Source organism: Oceanicaulis sp. (genome assembly GCF_965284345.1).
Classification (GTDB): domain Bacteria; phylum Pseudomonadota; class Alphaproteobacteria; order Caulobacterales; family Maricaulaceae; genus Oceanicaulis; species Oceanicaulis alexandrii_A.
Map to the genome: position 1 here is coordinate 35,283 of NZ_OZ260073.1, position 19,978 is coordinate 55,260.

A 19,978-nucleotide genomic window follows, 5' to 3' on the forward strand; every position below is an offset into this window, starting at 1 on the left:
CCCTACGCTCCAGCGCCAGCGATCAGCCACAGGGCCAGTCCGAGGACCCCGATAAGCATCACGAATGCATAGTGATAGAGATAGCCGCTCTGCAGCTTGGCGATCCGGCGGGCCGAGGACATCGCCGTAGCGGCGATCCCGTTCGGTCCCAGACCGTCGATGATTTTCTGGTCGCCGAACTTCCAGAACAGATCGCCCAGACCGCGCGTGGCCCGCACAAAAGTGGCGTCGTAGATCTCGTCCACATACCATTTGTTGAGGAGGAAGCGATGTAGCGGACCGCTCTTCTCGGCGATGCGGCGCGGCAGTTCGGGGTTGGCCATGTAGTAATACCAGGCCAGTGCAAAGCCGAGCAGGGTCACCGCCACCGGCGCGAACAGCACCCAGGTCGGCGGATGATGTCCAGCATGTTCGCCGTCATGGGCGTCGCCATGGTCATCAGCGGCGCTGACAGCCTGTTCCTGAGCCGCATGGGCTTCGTCATCCGACATGGCCGCTTCCAGCGAGGCGGCTTCGGCCTCGCTCAGCTCCACGCCATGATCGTCGGCGTAGCCTTGGCCGTAACCCTCGACCAGATGACCGTAATTGCCTTCGGCGTAAGGACCGGCCGGCAGGCTCTCTTCCCAGAAGGTCAGAGCGCCCTTGCCGACGAAATCGGACTTGAACGCCATGCCCGCAAACAGCGCGCCGATAGCCAGCAGCACCAGAGGGATCACCATGACGGGACCGCTTTCATGGGCGTGCTTGAGGACTTCTTCCTTGCCGCGGTGCTTGCCGTGGAACGTCATGAAGATCAGACGCCAGGAATAGAAGCTCGTCAGACCTGCCGCGATGACGCCGATCCAGAAGGCGAACATGCCGAAGGCGACGCCGTCCTGGCCCATCATGAAGGCTTCTTCGATGATCATGTCTTTCGAGTAGAAACCGGCGAAACCGATCCCGAGGAGCGGAATGCCCACGCCGGTCAGCGCAAGCGTGCCGATGATCATCATGATCCAGGTGACCGGCAGCAATTTATAGATGCCGCCCATATTGCGCATGTCTTGCTCGTCATGCAGGCCGTGAATGACCGAGCCTGCGCCGAGGAACAAGAGCGCCTTGAAGAAGGCGTGCGTGAACAGGTGGAACATGGCCGCCGAGTACAGGCCCAACCCGGCCGCGAAGAACATATAGCCCAGCTGCGAACAGGTGGAGTACGCGATCACGCGCTTGATGTCGTTCTGCGCCAGCCCCACGGTCGCCGCAAACAGAGCGGTCGACGCGCCGATAAAGGTGATGAAGGCGGAGGTGTTGGGCGCCAGTTCGAAAATCGGATAGGCGCGGCACACCAGGAACACGCCCGCGGTCACCATGGTGGCGGCGTGGATCAGCGCGGACACAGGTGTCGGGCCTTCCATCGCGTCCGGCAGCCAGACGTGCAGGAAAAACTGCGCGGACTTGCCCATGGCGCCGATGAACAGCAGGAAGGCCACCAGTTCGAGCACCTGGAAGTTCATGCCGAAGAAAGCGATCGTCTCGTCCACCATGGCCGGAACCTGGGCGAAGACTTCGTCAAACTGCAGCGAGCCGAACACCAGATAGATCGCCATGATGCCGAGCGCGAGGCCGAAATCGCCCACACGGTTGGTCACGAACGCCTTGATGGCGGCGCTGGTGGCGCTGTCTTTCTGATACCAGAAGCCGATCAGAAGGTAGGAGGCGAGCCCCACGCCTTCCCAGCCGAAGAACATCTGGATGAAATTGTCCGCGGTCACCAGCGACAGCATCGCGAAGGTGAAGAGCGACAAATAGGCGAAGAAGCGCGCACGGTGCGGATCATGGGACATGTAACCCCACGAATAGACGTGCACCAGCGAGGAGACCGAGGTGATCACGACCAGCATGACCGCTGACAGCGTGTCCAGGCGGATCGCCCAGTTGATCTCGAAATTGCCGACCGCCATCCATTGCGCCAGCTCGATGGTGCGGGCGTTGCCGTTCACGGCGACGTCAAAGAACAGCACCACAGAGCCGAGCGCCGCTGCGATGGTGGCGCCGGTGGTCAGGATCTGGGCCAGACGGTCCCCGATCTGCTTTTGCAACAGACCGGCGATGATGGCCGCCAGAAGCGGGGCGAAGACGACGATATAAGCCATGACCGTGCGCTAGCCCTTCATCAGGTTGACGTCGTCAACCGCGATATCGCCACGGTTGCGGAAGAAGACGACGAGAATGGCGAGGCCGACCGCCGCTTCAGCAGCCGCGACCGTCAGGATGAACATGGCGAAGACCTGGCCGGTCAGATCGCCCAGATGGGCGGAGAACGCGACCATGTTGATGTTCACCGACAGCAAGATCAGCTCGATCGACATCAGCAAAATGATGACGTTCTTGCGGTTCACGAAAATGCCGAAAACGCCAATGGTGAACAGGATCGCCGCCAGGGCGAGATAATGACCCAAACCAATCTCAAGCATCAGCCAATCCCCTCGCCGCTTTTGATGTCGACGATCTCGACGGAGTCTTCGCGCTTGCGATTGACCTGGGCGTGCATGTCCTGGCGCTTGACGCCGTCGCGATGGCGCAGGGTCAAAACGATGGCGCCGACCATGGCGACCAGCAGCACAAGGCCCGCCAGCTGGAAGAAGAACACGTAGCGGTCATAGATGAGCGCGCCGAGGGCGGCGACATTGGTCATGTCGTCCGGCGTCGGCGATTGCAGTGCGGAGCTGGCGCTGTCAGCGCTGACCCAGCCCAGCCCCGTGGTCGCCAGGATGCCGGCGAGGGCTATGGCCACCAAACCGCCGAGCGGCGCATGACTGATGAAGCCTTCCTTGAGCTGGGCGAAGTCGATGTCGAGCATCATCACCACGAACAAGAAGAGCACCGCAACCGCGCCCACATAGACGATGACCAAAATCATCGCCAGGAACTCGGCCCCGAGAAGGACGAACAGCCCCGCCGCCGAGAAGAAGGCGAGGATCAAAAACAGCACCGCCCGAACAGGGTTCTTCGCGATCACCACCATCAAGGCGGAGAACACGGCGGTTGCTGAAAGAATATAGAAGGCCGCTGCTGACAGCACTGTTGCCCCCCTTACGGGCGACGAGGACGAGCTCGCCGGACTGAGATCAAATGGAGCGGGAGAGAATCCCCAGCCCCGGTATGGAGTCGCGCGCCGTGATAGCGTTAACGGTAGCGCGCGTCGAGTTCGAGGTTCCGTGCAATTTCACGTTCCCACCGGTCGCCGTTATCGAGGAGCTTGGCTTTGTCGTAATACAGCTCTTCGCGAGTTTCGGTGGCGAATTCGAAATTCGGCCCCTCAACAATTGCATCCACCGGGCATGCCTCCTGGCAATATCCGCAATAGATGCATTTGGTCATGTCGATGTCATAGCGCGTGGTGCGGCGCGAGCCGTCTTCACGCGGTTCGGCTTCAATGGTGATCGCCTGCGCCGGGCAGACCGCTTCACACAGCTTGCAGGCGATGCAGCGTTCTTCACCATTGGCGTAGCGCCGCAAAGCATGCTGACCACGGAACCGCGGGCTCAGACGCCCCTTTTCAAAGGGATAGTTGATGGTCGGCTTCTTGCGGAAGAAGTACCGCATGCCAAGTGCGAACGCGCCCCAGAAATCCATCAGGGCGGCGCCGCGCAGGGTTTGTGCAATCCGGCTCATGTCAGATCCTTAGCCCTTAACCAGCGTTCGAGTAGGCGACGATGCCGCCCATAAGCGCCACGGCGGCCAGTGAGGTGGGCAGGAAGATTTTCCAGCCCAGACGCATCAGCTGGTCATAGCGGTACCGGGGCACCAATGCTTTGACCATGGCGAACATGAAGAAGAAGAGAACCACTTTGATCGCGAACCAGAACACCGGGGGGACCCAGGTGAACGGGACAATATCAAACGGCGCATGCCAGCCGCCCATGAACAGGACGGTCATGAGCGCGCACATCAGAACGATGTTGAGATATTCGCCAATCATGAAGAGCAGATACGGGGTGGAGGAGTATTCCACCTGATAGCCGGCCACCAGTTCGGATTCCGCTTCGGGAAGGTCAAACGGCGGACGGTTGGTTTCCGCCAGCGCCGAGATGAAGAACATCACGAACATCGGAATGGTGATCACGAAGACCGGCACCGGGAACATATCAAACGACAAGACGTGCCAGTTCCAGAACCCGCCCGCCTGCGCCTCGACGATGTCGGTCAGGTTCATGCTGCCCACCATCAGAAGAATGGTCACCAGAATGAAGCCGATGGAGACCTCATAAGACACCATCTGCGCCGCCGAGCGCATGGCGCCCAGGAACGGATATTTCGAGTTGGACGCCCAACCGCCGATGATGATGCCGTAAACGCCCAGCGAGCTGATCGCGAAAATGTAGAGAATGCCGACGTTAAGATCCGAGATCACCCAGCCCGGCGCCACAGGGATCACCGCCCAGGTGATGAAGGCGAACGTCAGCGTCAGAAGCGGCGCCAGAATGAAGAGCGGCCGATCCGCGCCGGCGGGCACGATGATTTCCTTCAGGACGAACTTGATGAAGTCCGCAAAGGATTGCAGCAGGCCGAACGCGCCGACCGTGTTGGGGCCTTTGCGCATCTGAACCGCCGCCCAGACCTTGCGGTCCATCAGCAGCAGGAAGGCCAGCGAGAGCAGCAGGACGACCATGAAGCCCAGGATCTGGCCCACAGACGCCAGCGTGCCCCAGAGCGGCCCCCATTGAGTGACGAAATCGTACATGCGCCCTACTCCGCCGCTTGCAGGGTTTGCCGCGCCGCCGTCGCCGCAGCTGAACACTCAGCCATGGTCTTGGACGCCCGCGCGATCGAATTGGTAAAGTAGAAATCTTCAACCGGGCTCTTGAACGGCGCGTCGGACACATCGCCCGCCTCGCCCAGCTCAGCCGGTTTGAACTCGCCCGAATTCAGAGCGCCCGGTGCATGGTCAATCTGGCCCAGGATCTCATGGTCGCCGATCAGCTTGGCGCGCAGGGCGTTCAGATCGTCATAGGGCAAGGTCTTGCCCAGGCGTGCGGAGAGGGCGCGGAAAATGGCCCAGTCCTCTTTTGCGTCGCCCTTGGGGAAGACGGCGCGTTCCGCCATCTGCACCCGGCCTTCGGTGTTCACGTAAAGCCCAGGCTTTTCGGTGTAAGCCGCCGACGGCAGGATCAGGTCCGCTCGCTGAGCACCCTGGTCGCCGTGATGACCCACATAGATCACGAAGGCGGAACCCAGCTTCGCCATGTCGATCTCATCCGCGCCCAGAAGCACGACGGTGTCCAACTCGTCCGAAGACGCGCCGTCGAGAATGGCGGTGGTGTCGCGGCCGCCTTCGCCCGGCACGAAGCCCAGATCCAGAGCGCCCACACGGCTCGCCGCCGTGTGCAGCACGTTAAAGCCGTTCCAACCTTCTTTCACCGCGCCGATCTTATCAGCGAGTTCGCCCGCCGCGCGCAGCACCTGCTGACCGTCTTCACGAGCCAGCGCACCCGCGCCGAGAATGATCATCGGACGCTCGGCGTCTTTCAGGGTCTTGATGAAACCCGAGCGCTTGCCGCCAAGGGCTGCGAGGTCTTTAGCGCCCTCGCCCACATGCGCATAGTCATAGGTCAAGTCATGGGCTTCGCCGATGACGCCGATCTCGCACTTGCCGGTCAGCCAGCGCTGACGAATGCGGGCGTTCATCACCGCCGCTTCCACGCGCGGATTGGCGCCGACGATCAAAATGGCGTCAGCCTGATCAATGCCCTTGATCGTGGAGTTGAACAGATAGCTTTCGCGCGGACCGGACCCGAGCTTTGAGCCGTCCTGGCGCGCGTCGATGGATGTGACGCCAAGCGCATCAAACAGCTCTTTGGCGGCGTAAAGGCCCTCGACATCGTTCAGATCGCCCGCGATGACGCCAATTTTGGAGGCGTCGCCCGACAGCTTGTCTTCGGCGATGGTCAGGGCTTCGTCCCAGTCGATCGGGGCGAGCTTGCCGTTTGTCTTGGCGAACGGGCGATCCAGACGCTGGCGACCCAGACCGTCCCAAACAAAGCGGGATTTGTCGGAAATCCACTCTTCATTCACGTCGTCATGCAGGCGCGGCATGATGCGCAGCACGGCGCCGCCGCGGCTGTCGACGCGAATATTGGAGCCAAGCGCGTCCATCACGTCGATGGTTTCAGTCTTGGTCAGCTCCCATGGACGCGCGTTGAAGGCGTAAGGGCGAGAGGTCAGCGCGCCCACCGGGCACAGATCGATGACATTGCCCGACAGTTCGGACGTCATGGACTGTTCGAGATAGGTGGTGATCTCCATATTCTCGCCACGGCCGATCGCGCCCAGCTCGGGCACGCCCGCGATCTCGGTGGAGAAGCGGACGCAACGCGTGCACTGAATGCAGCGGGTCATCTCCGTCTTGATCAGCGGACCCATGTATTTTTCTTCGACCGCGCGCTTGTTTTCGTCAAAGCGAGATCCGGAGCGGCCATAGGCTAGGGACTGGTCCTGTAGGTCGCACTCGCCGCCCTGGTCGCAGATCGGGCAGTCGAGCGGGTGGTTGATCAGGAGGAACTCCATCACCCCTTCTCGCGCCTTTTTCACAAGCGGGCTGAGCGTGCGCATTTGCGGCGGCTCACCATTGGGACCGCCGCGCATGTCGCGCACCAGAAAGGCGCAAGACGCGACGGGCTTCGGCGCGCCCACCAGCTCCACAAGGCACATGCGGCAATTGCCGGCCACCGACAGGCGCTCGTGATAGCAGAAGCGCGGAATTTCACGGCCCGCCGCCTCGGACGCCTGAAGCAGGTTGTAATCGTTCGGGACGGTGACTTCCTCGCCGTCGATCACGATGGTGCGCAGATTGTCAGACATGTCTGGTTCCTACTCCGCAGCCGCTACGAACACCGGCTTGCCGGCGCGGTAGTTGTTGATGCGATCCTCGATCTCGCCGCGGAAATGACGGATCAGACCCTGAACCGGCCAAGCCGCCGCATCGCCGAGCGCGCAAATGGTGTGGCCTTCCACCTGGCCGGCGACGTCCAGCAGATCGTCAATCTCGGAGATCTCCGCTTCGCCGCGGGACATCCGGTCAAGCACGCGCCACATCCAGCCGGTGCCTTCACGGCATGGCGTGCACTGGCCGCAGCTTTCATGCTTGTAGAAGTACGAGATGCGCGCGATCGCTTTAACGAGATCGGTGGATTTGTCCATCACGATCACCGCCGCCGTGCCCAGACCCGATTTGTGCTCCTTCAGAGCATCGAAATCCATCAGCACGTCGTCGCAAATTTCTTTCGGCAGCAGCGGCACGGACGAGCCGCCCGGAATGACCGCCTTGAGATTGTCCCAACCGCCGCGCACGCCGCCGCAATGGGTCTCGATCAAGGTCTTGAGCGGGATGCTCATCACCTCTTCGACATTGCACGGCGCGTTCACATGGCCCGAGATCGAGAACACCTTAGTGCCCGCATTGCCCTCTCGGCCAAAGCCCGCGAACCAGTCCGCGCCGCGGCGCAGAATGGTCGGCGCAACGGCGATGGATTCCACATTGTTCACAGTGGTCGGCGCGCCATAAAGGCCCGCGTTCGCCGGGAAAGGCGGCTTCAGGCGCGGCTGGCCTTTCTTGCCTTCCAGGCTTTCGAGCAGCGCGGTTTCCTCGCCGCAGATATACGCGCCGGCGCCATGGTGGATGTAGAGATCGAAATCCCAGCCATGGACATTGTCCTTGCCGATCAGCTTGGCGTCATACGCCTGCTTGATGGCGGCTTCCATGCGCTCGAGCTCGAACTGGTATTCGCCCCGGATATAGATGTAGCAAGCGTGCGCCTGCATGGCGAAAGACGCGATCAGGCAGCCTTCGATCAGGCTCTGGGGATCATTGCGCATGATCTCCCGGTCCTTACAGGTGCCCGGTTCGGATTCGTCAGCGTTCACGACCAGATAGTGCGGACGCGCGCCCACTTCCTTGGGCATGAACGACCATTTCAGGCCGGTCGGGAAGCCTGCGCCGCCGCGGCCGCGCAGACCGGATTTTTTCATCTCGTCGATGATCCAGTCGCGGCCCTGATCCAGAATATCCTTGGTGGCGTTCCAGTGACCGCGTTGCTTCGCGCCCTGAAGGCGCCAGTCATGGCGGCCGTAGAGATTGGTGAAGATCCGGTCTTTATCCTGCAATAGCTGGGTCATGTATTACCCTTCCGCCTTGCCGGCCATGGCTTTGGCCTGGTCGATCCAGTTGTCGCGCTCGATCCGGCCGCGCAGCTTCAGCGCCGCATCAACCCAGACCGCTTCTTCAGCGCTCCAGCTTGCGATCTGGCTGTAATGATAAACGCCGATCTCGTTGAGCGACGTTTCAAGCTTCGGCCCGAGACCGGTCAGCTTTTTGAGATTATCCGCTTCGCCGTCAGGCTTTTTGAGAAGCTTAGGCGCCTTGCCGGCGCCAGCGTCCGCTGCAGCGGCTTTCGGCGCAGGCGATTTCGCCTTCGCCTTGGGCTTGGCCTTCTCTTCCGCGCCTTTTTCCTGGGGCTTGGCCGGTTCCGCTTTCGGAACCTCGGCCTTCTCAGCGCCCTTGGTGTTGGGCAGCTTGACCTTTTTAGCGCGCGAGCCGTCATACAGGCTCTCATCGACCAAGGTCAGCGTCGTCGCCTGGGTCGGCTCAGAGCAGGACCGCCCCGAAATCGGGCCCGCCTTGACATCTTTCCCGGCGCGCAGATCATCAAGCATCTGCTCGAGCGCTTCCGCGGTCAGGTCTTCGTAATACAGATCGCCTTCGGTGTTGGAGATCTGGACCATCGGCGCATTGGCGCAAGCGCCCAGGCACTCGACTTCTTCCCAGGCCAGAACACCGTCAGAAGAGACGTGTTCGCGCCCCTTCTTGCCGATCTTCTTCTCGCACACCGCCTTGAGGTCATCCGCGCCGCGCAGCCAGCACGGGGTCGTGCCGCACACCTGGATCAGGTGTTTGCCGGTCTGGGCGAGATTGAACATGGTGTAGAAGGTCGCCACCTCATAGACGCGGATATACGGCATGCCGCAGCGTTCCGCGATCTCGCGCATGGCGGGCTCAGAGATCCAATTGTCCTGCTTCTGCGCAATCCACAACAGCGGAATGACCGCCGACGCCTTGCGCTCTTCAGGATATTTGGCGAGCCAGAACTGGACCTTGGCTTCGCTCTTCTCGTTGAAGACGAAGCTGTCGGGTTGCTCAGCGGCGATACGACGCGCGCTCATCGGTCAATCTCCCCGAACACGATGTCGAGTGAGCCCAGGATCGCGGACACGTCCGCAAGCATGTGGCCCTTATTGAGGTAATCCATGGCCTGAAGGTGCGCGAAACCAGGCGCGCGGATTTTCAGGCGATAGGGTTTGTTGGTGCCGTCGCCGATCAGATAGACGCCGAACTCGCCCTTGGGCGCTTCAACGCAGGCATAAGCCTGACCTTCGGGAACATGCACGCCTTCAGTGTAGAGCTTGAAGTGCTGGATCAGCGCTTCCATCGAGCGCTTCATCTCGGCGCGGCGCGGCGGCGCGAATTTGGACTCCACCGGCAATACGTCGCCCTGATTCTCCTCGCGGGAGAGCCAGTCGCAGCACTGCTTCATGATCTTCATGGATTCGCGCATCTCTTCCATGCGGCACAGATAGCGGTCGTAATTATCGCCGTTCTTGCCCAGCGGAATCTGGAATTCCAGCTCGTCATAGACTTCATAGGGCTGCGAGCGGCGCAGATCCCAGGCCATGCCTGAACCACGCACCATCACGCCGGAGAAGCCCCATTCGAGCGCATCCTGCTTGGACACCACGCCGATATCGACATTGCGCGCCTTGAAGATGCGGTTCTCGGTCAGAAGGGTCTCAAGATCATCCACATGCTGGGTGAACTGGTCACACCAGGCGTCGATATCATCAATCAGCTCTTGCGGCAGATCCTGGTGCACGCCGCCGGGACGAAAATAATGAGCATGCAGACGGGCGCCGGAGGCGCGCTCGTAAAAGCCCATCAATTTCTCGCGCTCTTCAAAGCCCCACAGCGGCGGGGTCAGCGCGCCCACATCCATCGCCTGCGTCGTGACATTGAGCAAATGGTTCAGGATGCGGCCGATTTCAGAATACAGAACGCGCACATAGGAGGCCCGCTTGGGCACGGGAATGCCGGCGAGTTTCTCGATCGCCAGGCAGAAGGCGTGCTCCTGGTTCATCGGCGCCACATAGTCGAGGCGGTCAAAATAGCCGATGCCCTGAAGATAGGTCTTGTGCTCCAGCAGCTTCTCGGTGCCGCGGTGCAGAAGGCCGATATGGGGATCGACGCGCTCGACCACTTCGCCGTCCAGCTCCAGCACCATGCGCAGCACGCCGTGGGCGGCGGGGTGCACCGGGCCGAAATTGATGGTGAAATTGCGGATGTCGGTTTCAGCCATGACGTTTACGCCTTCCCTTCCGCTTTCTCATCGCCGGGCAGCACGTATTTCGCGCCTTCCCAAGGGCTGAGGAAGTCAAAGTCACGGTAGTCCTGGACCAGCTCGACGGGCTCATAGACCACGCGCTTCTGCTCATCGTCATAAACGACCTGGTTGAAGCCCGAGAGCGGGAAGTCCTTGCGCAGCGGGTGACCGTGGAAACCATAATCGGTCAGGATCCGGCGCAGATCCGGGTGGTGATCGAACAGGATGCCATACATGTCGAAGGCTTCGCGTTCATTCCAGTTCGCCGCCGGAAACAACTCAACCACAGAGGCGACGGGCGTGTCTTCATCCGTGCTCAGAACCACGCGGATACGCTGGTTCAGATGCATGCTCAGAAGGTGATAGACCACATCGAACCGGTCCGCGCGCGACGGCCAGTCAACGCCGCAAATGTCGATCAACGAGGTGAAACGGCACAGGGGATCATCACGCAGGAAGCGCAACACCTTCACCACGCGGTCGCGGTGAATGGTCAGCGTCAATTCCTCATGGGCGACATCCACACTGCGGACATCGTCGCTGAGCGCCGCCGTAAGATGCGCGCCCAGTTCTGTCAGCGTTTCGGTCTTGCTCATAAGAGCGTCTCCTAGACGGGCGCCTTAGCGCTCAATCGAGCCTTCGCGGCGAATTTTCTTCTGAAGCTGCAAGATGCCGTACACCAGCGCTTCAGCGGTCGGCGGGCAGCCCGGCACATAGATGTCGACCGGTACGATCCGGTCGCAGCCGCGCACGACTGAGTACGAATAGTGATAATAGCCGCCGCCATTGGCGCAGCTGCCCATGGAGATGACGTAACGCGGCTCAGGCATCTGGTCGTAGACCTTGCGCAAGGCCGGAGCCATCTTGTTGGTCAGGGTGCCGGCGACGATCATCACATCAGACTGGCGGGGCGAACCGCGCGGCGCAGCGCCCAGACGTTCAACGTCATAACGCGGCATGGACGCCTGCATCATCTCCACCGCGCAACAGGCCAGACCAAATGTCATCCACATCAGCGAGCCGGTGCGCGCCCAGGTGATCAGGTCATCGGCGCGCGCCACAAGAAAGCCTTTGTCGGCCAGCTGGTCGCTGACGCCGTCAAAGAACGGATCGTGCTTTTGCGGGTCGTAATGCGGCGTCTTGGCCGTCGCGGCGGCGCCCGCCGGAACAATCAGGTCAGACATAAGCCCTACTCCCAGTCCAGCGCGCCTTTGCGCCACTCATAAAGAAAGCCAACCGTGAGAACCCCCAGGAAGACCATCATCGACCAGAAGGCCGTGATGCTGCCGTCGAAGATCGGGAACAGCCAGGGGAAGAGGAAGGCGACTTCCAGGTCGAAGATGATGAACAGGATCGCAACCAGATAGAAGCGCACGTCAAATTTCATGCGCGCGTCATCAAAGGCGTTGAAGCCGCATTCATAGGTGGAGACTTTTTCCGGATCCGGATCAGACGGCGCCAGCACGAAAGCGGCGAGAATGAACGCCAGGCCCAGCCCTGCGGCTATGCCCAGAAAGATCAGGATCGGCAGATATTCCAACAGGAGCGCGTTCATGAGAGGTCGCACCTTCCCCGCATCAAGATGGCCAGTGGGCCGAAGGATCACAGCTGTTCATTCGGTCAGATAAATCCAAACAAACGCTTGCACAGTGAGTCCCCGGCCGCGGTTGAGGCGGAAGCTAGTCCGGCGACTGCCCGCTCGCAAGCCGAAAGCACTGTCCAAATGCGGTCTAATATGGGGAAAAGACGACAATAATTGCGAATGCCTCTCAGTTACCGAACTAATCCTTTCAAGTGTTTCATTTTCTGCAACTGATCCAGCCATGATACGCCGTACGTAAGGGCAAGGTGACGCAACAGCGTCCACATTCGGCCAGGGGCATAGACGTGAAACGCATTCTACTCGCAGGCGGAGCGATCATCGCTGCCGCAGCATTGATTTGGTTCCTCTTTTTCCGCGGCGGCGCTGCTGCGACCGGCGACCTGTTGATTGAAACCTCGCCTGTGGAGGCGCGCGACATCTCGCGAATCGTTTCCTCCTCAGGCGCCATCGCGCCGCTGATCACCGTTGAGGTAGGCTCACAGCTTTCCGGGCAGGTGCTTGAGCTGCATGCCGACTTCAATGATCAGGTGACGGCCGGCGACCTGCTCGCGCGCATTGATCCGCAGACCTTCCAGACGCGTGTCGAGGAAGCTCAGGCCACATTGCAAGTGGCCAGCGCCCAGGTCTCTGTTGCGGACGCCAATCTGGAGCGCGCGCGGGTGGATCGTGAAATCTCTCAACGCAATTTTGACCGAGCTCAAGAGCTGGTTCAGCGCGGAACTTATTCGGCGGCGCAATATGACGCGGCGGAATCAGAACTGGCGGCGGCCAACGCCGCGCTCCTGGTGGCTCAGGCCAATCTGCGCAATTCACGCGCCAGCGAGCAGCAACGCCGCGCCTCGCTTGAAAGCGCAGAGGTCGATCTGGAGCGCACTTTCATTCGTTCCCCCATCGAGGGCGTGGTGATCGACCGTCAGATTGATGAAGGCCAGACCGTGGCCGCATCGTTTAACGCGCCCGTCTTGTTCCTGATCGCCCAGGATCTGTCGCGAATTCAGATCGAAGCGGAAATCGACGAAGCCGATATCGGCCAGATCGACGAAGGCCAGACCGTCACTTTTGATGTGGACGCCTATCCTGACCGTGAATTTGCCGGTGAAGTCACCCAGGTGCGCCTCGCCGCCACCAATGAAGGCAATGTCGTCACCTATACCGTCGTGATCCAGGCGGACAATCCCGGCCAGCGCTTGCTGCCAGGCATGACCGCCAACGTCTCCATCGTGACCGGTCAGGTCGAGGGCGCGATGTCTGTGCCGAACGCAGCGCTGCGCTTCGCCCCGCGCGGCGCGGCGGAAAGCCTGGTGGTCGCTGCTGAAAACCAGGCGGATGGCGGGCAACGCGGCGGTCGCAGCGGCGCCGGCATGATTGACCGGCTGGCTGAAGAGCTGGAGCTGACCGATGAGCAGCGCAGCGAAGCGGAACGCGCCCTGCGCGAGACGTTTCAGCAAATGCGCGCCCAGTTCCAGAACCCCGCCCCCGGCGGCGCGCGTCCCAATCCGCAAGCGCTGATCCGGCGCGCCCTGTCTGACATTTTGACGTCTGAGCAATTGGCGCGGTACGACCAGATGAGCCAGGAACGCTCTCGCCAGCGAGACCAGGTCCGCCGCGGTTCGATCTGGATCGAAACCGCCGAGGGACGCCTTCAGGAGCGCCAGGTCGGCATCGGTCTCTCTGACGGGCAATACACCCAGATCCTCGGCCCTTCGATCACCGAGACAGATCGCGTGGTCACGCGCGTGCGAGAGACGAACGGATGACCGAGCCTCTCATTCAGGCGCGCGAACTGACGCGGGTCTACACCCTGGGCGGCAGCGACGTTTACGCACTCGCCGGGGTGGATTGCACCCTCAACGCCGGCGAATACGTCGCCATTATGGGGCCATCCGGCTCCGGCAAATCCACATTCATGAATATGGTGGGGGCGCTGGACCGGCCCAGCTCGGGCGAGCTTGTGATCGCCGGAGAGGCGCTGTCGGGCATGACGCCCGACGAGCTGGCTGATTTTCGCAATCGCAAGGTCGGTTTCGTGTTCCAGCAGTTCAACCTGCTGCCGCGCACCACTGCGCTCGACAATGTGGCCCTGCCTCTGCTGTATCGCGGTCTGCCGCCCAAGGAGCGCAACGCCCGCGCGGCCGAATGCCTGACCATGGTGGGCTTGGGGGATCGTATGGATCACCACCCCTCTCAACTGTCCGGCGGTCAGCAGCAACGCGTCGCCATCGCCCGCGCTCTGGCAGGGAAACCCTCGATCTTGCTGGCGGACGAACCTACGGGTGCGCTCGATAGCCAGACCACGATTGAAGTGCTCGATATTCTCGACCAGCTCAACGCTGAAGGCATCACCATTGTGCTGGTGACCCACGAAAGCGAGGTCGGCGCGCGCGCCAGACGCCGGATCTGGTTCCGGGACGGCTTGATCGTGGAGGATGACCAATGAATATGATGGCGGCAATTGGGGTTGCGCTAACAGCCTTGCGCGTCAACGCCCTGCGGAGCTTCCTGGCCATTCTGGGCGTCATTTTCGGCGTCATGGCCGTGATCACCACTGTTTCACTGGCCGATGGCGCCAGCCAGGCCGTGCAGGACCAGATTTCCTCTCTGGGGTCGAACTCGCTCAACATTCGCGCCGGGTCCAACAATCGTGGCGGACGCCGGGGCGGCGCTGGCAGCGGCACGCCGTTTTCCTCTGACGATGTCGACGCCATGCGCAATCAGGTGGACGTGGTCGTGGCGGCCTCCGGCACGATCGACGGAGCCGTCACTGCGGTGGTGGACGGCGTGAACTGGCCCACGCAGATCACGGGCGTTCATCCCGATTATCTTGAAATCCGCGATTGGACGGTCTCGGACGGCCGCATGTTCTCCGTGATCGATGTGGACCGCAGTTCCCGCGTCGCGATTCTGGGGCAGACGGTGGCGGATGAACTCTTTCCTTCAGGCGGCGCTATCGGCGCCTCGGTCCGGCTCAACAGCCAGCCGTTCGAGATCATCGGCATCCTGTCTGAGCGGGGCCAGTCGAGCTTCGGACAGGATCAGGACGACATCATCATGGCGCCCATCTCCACCGTGCGCTCGCGCGTGGTGGGCTATTCTCGCGCCGGCGTGCGTGATCCGGTCCAGCGGGTCTGGGTGAAAATCGCCGCCGGCGAGGATATGGATTACGCGACCGAAGAGCTGGAAAACTTCCTGCGCGTCTTGCGCGCCATTGATCCGGGGGATGACGACGATTTTCAGGTTCGCAATTTCGCCGAATTCATCACCGCCTTCCGCGCCACAGAGACCGTGATGGGCTTGCTGCTCGCCGTGGCCGGGCTGATCACCCTGATCGTCGGCGGCATCGGCATCATGAACGTGATGCTGGTCTCGGTGACCGAACGCACGCGAGAGATCGGGCTGCGCCTCGCCATCGGCGCGCGCCGGGCGGACATCCGTAATCAGTTTCTGATTGAATCGGTCGTGCTGTGCTCCGTCGGCGGCGTGCTGGGTCTGTTGTTCGGTCTTGGCCTGGCGCTCAGCATCGAGCAGTTCGCACCGGCGCTCGGCGTCAATCTGAACGTAGCGGTAAAGCCCACAATCGCGCTGGTGGCCATCGGCGCCTCGACGCTGGTGGGCGTACTGTTCGGCTTTTATCCCGCGCACCAGGCCAGCCGCCTCGATCCGATCACGGCGCTGCGCCACGAGTAGAGCGCTCTGTTTATCAGAACTCGACAGAGAGGCCGCTTCCCCCGAAGCGGCCTCTTTTGCATCCAATCAGGGCGATACAGGCATCTGGCTTTGAACCAATAGTATGCAAAGTGAGTTTGAAATGTCCGCTTCTCCCCGTCACCTTATCTTGCTTGAAGTCCTAATCGCGGCCCTGGCGGCCATGACGGTCAAAGCCCTGATCAGCCTGGTGCTCTGGCGTTATGCCGGACCGCTGACGCTGCTGGTCGTCTTGTCAGGGCTGACAGTCTATCTGCGCTGGCGAGGATTAGGCTGGCGACGCTTCGGGCTGATCAAACTACCAAAGCTGAAATCCTGGCTCCTCTTACCTGTTCAGGCAGTGTTCGCGATCATCGCAATTCTGGCGACAGGCGTAGGAACTGCGACCATCGGCGCAGCGCTCGGGTTTGATTTCATGGGGGAAGAGCCCGCCGGGGTCATGGATCGCTTCGGCGCGGTGGTCGATGGCAGTTTGCCCCATTATCTGTTGTGGCTCGCGATTGCGATCTTCGCTGCAGGCCTGGGCGAGGAATTGTTCTTTCGCGGCTACATGATCAACCGGCTGCGTGATGCGCTAGGGTCTGGGTTCGCCATGACCGCGCTGACCGTGCTCTTGCCGGCGTTGTATTTCGGATATGGCCATTTTTACTATCAGGGCATACGCGGCCTGATCACCACGGGCCTGATCGGCCTGTCGCTTGGACTGTTATTCCTGATCTACAAACGAAATCTGTGGCCGCTAGTGATCGCTCACGCGGCGGTAGACTGCTTGGCATTCACAGCGCTGTATTTCAATCTGGACGTCTAGACGAACAGTCTCAGCCGGCGCCTGAAACCGGGCGTCGGCTCTTGAGATCATATTTGAAAGTCTGGACTATTTCGATCTGAACTGGCGCGAGTGACCGGGCTCGAACCGGCGACCTCCGGCGTGACAGGCCGGCGCTCTAACCAACTGAGCTACACCCGCTCAGATCAATGCGTCGATAAGCTCGGCGCCAACTAAAACGCCGCTCAAAGCGGCATGTCCTGATGATCTGAACTGGCGCGAGTGACCGGGCTCGAACCGGCGACCTCCGGCGTGACAGGCCGGCGCTCTAACCAACTGAGCTACACCCGCTCAGATCATCTGCGGCGCAAGGCCGCGTCAGGAAGCGTGTGTCTAAAGGCGCACCCGCGAAGGGTCAAGCGGGTTTTGCCAGCAAATGCAGCGTCTGACTGTGGGAAAATCACAGCGTTGTGAGCCCGCTCGCCGCGGGCTCGGGACAGCGCTAAGCTGGTCTGATGACCCAGCCTCGTTTCGTCCTGAGAACCGCCCTCCTCCTCGCGCTCATAACGCCCTTATTGCTTGGCCTCGCCGCCTCATGCAGTCCGGTGCGCTATATCATGATGACCGCCAACCCCCATGGCGCAGGTCCCCCGGCTGAGCCGCCGCTGCCAGGGCTGGAAGACGGGTTGGAGGGTTGGCGGAGCGCAAGACCGCAGATTGCTCAAACCCTGTCCGACACGCTGTATGGCGCACCGCTCCCAGGCGCTGATGTCAGCATGATTGAACGCGAGGTCATCGATCCGGACGCCTATCGTCAATCTGGCGTGCTGGAGCGGGTGTCGCTCTCAATCGCGCTTGAAAACGGTGGTCAGGGCGCAATTGATCTGGCGCTGATCACGCCGCACGATGCGCAAGGCCCGGTTCCGGTGATTCTCATTCCCAGCGATTGCGGCTTGCGCGCCCAGCTGCGCCGTCCTGACTGGCCCGAATCCGATAACCCGGTTCCGGGATATTGCGAACCGTCAGGCTCGGCGCTTGAAGACTTCGCCAGCAGTTTTTTTGGCGATTACGTCGTCAGCCCGCCTCTGGAACAGATTCTGCGGCGCGGGTATGCGGTCGCCGCCTGGCATGAAAGCGATATCGCGCCAGATCGCGCCAGCGTTCATGACGCGACACTCCGCGCGCTCAATCTTGACCCAGACGCGCCTGACCGCCCCGGCGTGATCGGGGTGTGGGCGTGGATGATGAGCCGTGTGGCCGATCACCTTCAAACCGATCCCCGCATCGCCCCTAACCAGTTAAGCGTCATGGGGCATTCGCGGCGCGCCAAGGCGGCATTGCTGGCGGGCGCACGCGATGAACGCTTCGGCGTCGTGATCGCCCATCAATCGGGTACGGGCGGAGCATCTCTTCACCGGGACAATCTGGGAGAGCCGCTCGCCTCGATCACCCAAAGCTATCCGCACTGGTTCGCGCCTGCCTATGCGACCTATGCAGACCGCGAAGACGCCTTGCCGCTCGATGCGCATCATCTACTGGCCATGATCGCGCCGCGCAGCGTGCTCTTGGGCAATGCGCGCCGCGATGTCTGGTCTGACCCTGCCGGCGCCTGGCGCGCGGCGGAAGCGGCGAGCCCGGTCTGGTCGCTCTATGGAGAGGACGGTCTGAGGCAGGACACACTTGAAGATATGAGCGTCACCGGACGCATCGCCTTTCACATCCGCCCCGCCACACATGGGGTGCGCGGCGAAGACTGGGATGCGTTTTTGCGCTTTCTGGACGCGCAGTTTGGCGCGTGATCAACATCCGAACGCTAGCGCCATTGCTTGATGCGGCCTTCACGCACTTCAGTCAGCTGCTCGCCGCCTTCCGCGCCCAGCATCGCCCGGCTCCAGCCCAGCCTCCAGGCCGAATAGGCGCGCTGCCGGTCTTCGCCCTCAAGACCCGCCTCGTCCATCGCTTTGAGGAACGCTGCGTAAGTCTCGAAATCGGTATCGATATGAGCGGCGATAAACGCGTCATACGGGGTCATCGAGCTTGCTCCCCAAGCCAGGAGGCGCAAAGACGCCCCTCAGATCTGAAACACTGGCTGAGCCGTCTGGCGACGGCAATGGGGAAATATCCCGACACGTCTGGTCCTGTGAGAAAAATTGAGCCGGATGGTGGGTGGTGACGGGGTCGAACCGCCGACCTACTGGGTGTAAACCAGTTGCTCTACCAGCTGAGCTAACCACCCGTTTCCGACTCGAAGGACGTTCTTTTAGCCCTCAAGCGAGGTCGGCTTCAAGCGGTCTGAACCGTAAGAACCGAAGCGCCGAACAGATTTCGCACAGCCGGACAAATGCTCCAGCGCCTTGACCACGGCCTTGTCCTCTTCATGACCTTCAAGATCGAGAAAGAACATCTGCTCCCAGGGGGATCCAGGGACGGGTCGGCTTTCCAGCTTGGTCATGTTCACCCCGTGCTGGCGGAAGCCGTCCAGGGCATCCACGAGCGAGCCGGACGCATCAGACGTGATGAAGACCAGCGAGGTCTTGCACGGCAAGAGCGGGGACGCCGGGGCCGGGTCGACCGCCAGGGCGACAAAGCGGGTCTCATTGCCTTCAAAGTCGGAGATCATCGGCTCAATCAGGTTCAGGCCGAACAAGCGCGCGGCGTCCGGTCCTGCAACGGCGGCCACCGAAGGCCCTTCATCCAGCGCGCGTTCCAGCGCCCGCGTGGTGGAGGTGACCGGGACTTTCTTGAGATCCGTGCGCGAATTAAGCCATCTCTGCGCCTGCCGCAGCGCCTGGGGGTGGCCATAGACCGTGCGGACCGGCCCCAGATCGCTGGCCTTGCCCATCAGCGCATGCTGGATTTTCATATGGTGTTCGCCGGCGATCTTCAGGTTGGAGTCGCGCAGCAAGTCGTAGACTTCATTGACGCCGCCTGTGGCCGTGTTCTCGATCGGCAGGAAGCCGTAATCCGCCTCGCCCTCCTCGAGCGCTTTGAAGATCGACGCATAATCGCGCTTGATCACCGGCGCGACGCCGGAATACCGGCCCGAAAAGTGCGCGTTCGCGGCAAACTGCGAATAGGAGCCGGGACCGCCGAGATAGGCGACCCGCGCTTCGGTCAGCATGGCGTCGCCCACACGGGCGTCGAGACCGGCGCGCTGGCGGCGCAGGGAGTCGTCGATGATCGCCTGGAACAGGGTTTCAACGAAGCTGTCAGACAAGCCGTACTCGCGCCCCTTTTCCACGGCGCGCTCGATGACGGCGCGCTCACGATCCGTATCGCGCACCGGGCTGTGCTCGCCGGCTTTCAACGCCCCGAGCGCCTCGCCCAGACGCCGACGCTCCGCCAGAATTTTCAGGATCTCTGAATCGGACGCATCAATCGCCTGACGCAGAATTAGACGCTCATCGCGCAGCTCGGTCTGGCTCATGGCCGACTCCCATTAAAAAACCCCGCCGAAGGGCGGGGCTGGTGACTTCATCTTGCAAGCAAGCAGCG

At 61.4% G+C, this 19,978-nt stretch carries 19 protein-coding genes and 3 tRNA genes; 5 read left to right on the forward strand and 17 right to left on the reverse strand.

All coding sequences use genetic code 11. The features are described 5' to 3' along the window. Positions 1–2 precede the first annotated feature (2 nt). The 12 genes from nuoL to ACQ66J_RS00225 all read right to left on the reverse strand — a co-directional run bounded on the left by nuoL (position 3) and on the right by ACQ66J_RS00225 (position 11,967). On the reverse strand, positions 3–2,135 hold the full coding sequence (gene nuoL / locus ACQ66J_RS00170) for an NADH-quinone oxidoreductase subunit L (protein WP_430429940.1): 2,133 nt from the start codon (positions 2,133–2,135) through the stop codon (positions 3–5). Between the two features lie 9 nt (positions 2,136–2,144). Continuing rightward, the gene (nuoK, locus tag ACQ66J_RS00175) at positions 2,145–2,456 is read right to left on the reverse strand and encodes an NADH-quinone oxidoreductase subunit NuoK (protein ID WP_009800975.1); all 312 of its coding nucleotides are present in this window, start codon (positions 2,454–2,456) and stop codon (positions 2,145–2,147) included. Further along, a complete protein-coding gene (locus ACQ66J_RS00180) occupies positions 2,456–3,064 on the reverse strand; it encodes an NADH-quinone oxidoreductase subunit J (RefSeq protein ID WP_022699585.1) in 609 nt (202 codons plus the stop codon). Before ACQ66J_RS00180 ends, nuoK begins: the two co-directional genes overlap by 1 nt. A gap of 104 nt (positions 3,065–3,168) precedes the next feature. After that, the gene (gene nuoI, locus ACQ66J_RS00185) at positions 3,169–3,657 is read right to left on the reverse strand and encodes an NADH-quinone oxidoreductase subunit NuoI (protein WP_022699586.1); all 489 of its coding nucleotides are present in this window, start codon (positions 3,655–3,657) and stop codon (positions 3,169–3,171) included. Between the two features lie 16 nt (positions 3,658–3,673). Further along, a complete protein-coding gene (nuoH, locus tag ACQ66J_RS00190; protein ID WP_022699587.1) occupies positions 3,674–4,726 on the reverse strand; it encodes an NADH-quinone oxidoreductase subunit NuoH in 1,053 nt (350 codons plus the stop codon). 5 nt (positions 4,727–4,731) lie between these two features. After that, complete coding sequence (nuoG, locus tag ACQ66J_RS00195) at positions 4,732–6,843, reverse strand: NADH-quinone oxidoreductase subunit NuoG (protein WP_430429943.1); 2,112 nt, start codon at positions 6,841–6,843, stop codon at positions 4,732–4,734. A 9-nt stretch (positions 6,844–6,852) separates the two neighbouring features. Continuing rightward, positions 6,853–8,157: an NADH-quinone oxidoreductase subunit NuoF gene (nuoF, locus tag ACQ66J_RS00200; protein ID WP_430429945.1), complete on the reverse strand. Its 1,305-nt coding sequence runs from the start codon at positions 8,155–8,157 to the stop codon at positions 6,853–6,855. A 3-nt stretch (positions 8,158–8,160) separates the two neighbouring features. Then, a complete protein-coding gene (gene nuoE / locus ACQ66J_RS00205; RefSeq protein ID WP_430429947.1) occupies positions 8,161–9,201 on the reverse strand; it encodes an NADH-quinone oxidoreductase subunit NuoE in 1,041 nt (346 codons plus the stop codon). Further along, positions 9,198–10,388, reverse strand: a complete 1,191-nt coding sequence (locus ACQ66J_RS00210) for an NADH-quinone oxidoreductase subunit D (protein ID WP_430429949.1) — start codon at positions 10,386–10,388, stop codon at positions 9,198–9,200. Before ACQ66J_RS00210 ends, nuoE begins: the two co-directional genes overlap by 4 nt. 5 nt (positions 10,389–10,393) lie before the next feature. Then, a complete protein-coding gene (locus ACQ66J_RS00215) occupies positions 10,394–11,008 on the reverse strand; it encodes an NADH-quinone oxidoreductase subunit C (protein ID WP_430429951.1) in 615 nt (204 codons plus the stop codon). A 24-nt stretch (positions 11,009–11,032) separates the two neighbouring features. Then, entirely contained in the window at positions 11,033–11,596 is a 564-nt protein-coding gene (locus tag ACQ66J_RS00220; protein WP_022699593.1) for a NuoB/complex I 20 kDa subunit family protein, read from the reverse strand. A gap of 5 nt (positions 11,597–11,601) precedes the next feature. Continuing rightward, a complete protein-coding gene (locus ACQ66J_RS00225; protein WP_028284441.1) occupies positions 11,602–11,967 on the reverse strand; it encodes an NADH-quinone oxidoreductase subunit A in 366 nt (121 codons plus the stop codon). 332 nt (positions 11,968–12,299) lie between these two features. Here ACQ66J_RS00225 and ACQ66J_RS00230 point away from each other — a divergent pair, with 332 nt between their 5' ends. The 4 genes from ACQ66J_RS00230 (at position 12,300) to ACQ66J_RS00245 (ending at position 16,525) form a co-directional block, all read left to right on the forward strand. After that, positions 12,300–13,772, forward strand: a complete 1,473-nt coding sequence (locus tag ACQ66J_RS00230) for an efflux RND transporter periplasmic adaptor subunit (RefSeq protein ID WP_430429954.1) — start codon at positions 12,300–12,302, stop codon at positions 13,770–13,772. Next, positions 13,769–14,452 (forward strand): ABC transporter ATP-binding protein, encoded by a 684-nt coding sequence (locus tag ACQ66J_RS00235; RefSeq protein ID WP_375548970.1) that lies wholly within the window; start codon positions 13,769–13,771, stop codon positions 14,450–14,452. Before ACQ66J_RS00230 ends, ACQ66J_RS00235 begins: the two co-directional genes overlap by 4 nt. A 2-nt stretch (positions 14,453–14,454) precedes the next feature. Further along, complete coding sequence (locus tag ACQ66J_RS00240; protein WP_430429956.1) at positions 14,455–15,699, forward strand: ABC transporter permease; 1,245 nt, start codon at positions 14,455–14,457, stop codon at positions 15,697–15,699. A 121-nt stretch (positions 15,700–15,820) separates the two neighbouring features. After that, entirely contained in the window at positions 15,821–16,525 is a 705-nt protein-coding gene (locus tag ACQ66J_RS00245) for a CPBP family intramembrane glutamic endopeptidase (protein WP_430429958.1), read from the forward strand. An 82-nt stretch (positions 16,526–16,607) separates the two neighbouring features. On the opposite strand, the gene ACQ66J_RS00250 is transcribed toward ACQ66J_RS00245, so the two are convergent. Further along, positions 16,608–16,684, reverse strand: a tRNA-Asp gene (locus ACQ66J_RS00250). A 73-nt stretch (positions 16,685–16,757) separates the two neighbouring features. Beyond that, positions 16,758–16,834: transfer RNA gene (locus ACQ66J_RS00255), tRNA-Asp, on the reverse strand. Positions 16,835–17,100: 266 nt separating this feature from the next. Between ACQ66J_RS00255 and ACQ66J_RS00260 the strand changes: the two genes are divergently transcribed. Further along, the gene (locus ACQ66J_RS00260; protein WP_430429960.1) at positions 17,101–18,282 is read left to right on the forward strand and encodes a hypothetical protein; all 1,182 of its coding nucleotides are present in this window, start codon (positions 17,101–17,103) and stop codon (positions 18,280–18,282) included. A 14-nt stretch (positions 18,283–18,296) separates the two neighbouring features. Here the strand turns inward: ACQ66J_RS00260 and ACQ66J_RS00265 are convergent, their stop codons facing one another. The 3 genes from ACQ66J_RS00265 to ACQ66J_RS00275 form a co-directional block, all read right to left on the reverse strand. Then, positions 18,297–18,515 carry a hypothetical protein gene (locus ACQ66J_RS00265; protein WP_375548966.1) on the reverse strand — a complete coding sequence of 73 codons (219 nt, stop codon included), beginning with the start codon at positions 18,513–18,515 and terminating at the stop codon, positions 18,297–18,299. Between the two features lie 128 nt (positions 18,516–18,643). Continuing rightward, positions 18,644–18,719: transfer RNA gene (locus tag ACQ66J_RS00270), tRNA-Val, on the reverse strand. Positions 18,720–18,743: 24 nt separating this feature from the next. Continuing rightward, the gene (locus tag ACQ66J_RS00275) at positions 18,744–19,910 is read right to left on the reverse strand and encodes a bifunctional chorismate mutase/prephenate dehydratase (RefSeq protein ID WP_430429962.1); all 1,167 of its coding nucleotides are present in this window, start codon (positions 19,908–19,910) and stop codon (positions 18,744–18,746) included. Positions 19,911–19,978 lie beyond the last annotated feature (68 nt).

Bases quoted from the DNA above. Each gene is read 5' to 3' on its own strand.
- nuoL (WP_430429940.1), bottom strand. From the start codon at position 2,135: ATGGCTTATATCGTCGTCTTCGCCCCGCTTCTGGCGGCCATCATCGCC.
- nuoK (WP_009800975.1), bottom strand. From the start codon at position 2,456: ATGCTTGAGATTGGTTTGGGTCATTATCTCGCCCTGGCGGCGATCCTG.
- nuoI (WP_022699586.1), bottom strand. From the start codon at position 3,657: ATGAGCCGGATTGCACAAACCCTGCGCGGCGCCGCCCTGATGGATTTC.
- nuoH (WP_022699587.1), bottom strand. From the start codon at position 4,726: ATGTACGATTTCGTCACTCAATGGGGGCCGCTCTGGGGCACGCTGGCG.
- nuoG (WP_430429943.1), bottom strand. From the start codon at position 6,843: ATGTCTGACAATCTGCGCACCATCGTGATCGACGGCGAGGAAGTCACC.
- nuoF (WP_430429945.1), bottom strand. From the start codon at position 8,157: ATGACCCAGCTATTGCAGGATAAAGACCGGATCTTCACCAATCTCTAC.
- nuoE (WP_430429947.1), bottom strand. From the start codon at position 9,201: ATGAGCGCGCGTCGTATCGCCGCTGAGCAACCCGACAGCTTCGTCTTC.
- ACQ66J_RS00210 (WP_430429949.1), bottom strand. From the start codon at position 10,388: ATGGCTGAAACCGACATCCGCAATTTCACCATCAATTTCGGCCCGGTG.
- ACQ66J_RS00215 (WP_430429951.1), bottom strand. From the start codon at position 11,008: ATGAGCAAGACCGAAACGCTGACAGAACTGGGCGCGCATCTTACGGCG.
- ACQ66J_RS00220 (WP_022699593.1), bottom strand. From the start codon at position 11,596: ATGTCTGACCTGATTGTTCCGGCGGGCGCCGCCGCGACGGCCAAGACG.
- ACQ66J_RS00225 (WP_028284441.1), bottom strand. From the start codon at position 11,967: ATGAACGCGCTCCTGTTGGAATATCTGCCGATCCTGATCTTTCTGGGC.
- ACQ66J_RS00235 (WP_375548970.1), top strand. From the start codon at position 13,769: ATGACCGAGCCTCTCATTCAGGCGCGCGAACTGACGCGGGTCTACACC.
- ACQ66J_RS00240 (WP_430429956.1), top strand. From the start codon at position 14,455: ATGATGGCGGCAATTGGGGTTGCGCTAACAGCCTTGCGCGTCAACGCC.
- ACQ66J_RS00245 (WP_430429958.1), top strand. From the start codon at position 15,821: ATGTCCGCTTCTCCCCGTCACCTTATCTTGCTTGAAGTCCTAATCGCG.
- ACQ66J_RS00260 (WP_430429960.1), top strand. From the start codon at position 17,101: ATGATGACCGCCAACCCCCATGGCGCAGGTCCCCCGGCTGAGCCGCCG.
- ACQ66J_RS00265 (WP_375548966.1), bottom strand. From the start codon at position 18,515: ATGACCCCGTATGACGCGTTTATCGCCGCTCATATCGATACCGATTTC.
- ACQ66J_RS00275 (WP_430429962.1), bottom strand. From the start codon at position 19,910: ATGAGCCAGACCGAGCTGCGCGATGAGCGTCTAATTCTGCGTCAGGCG.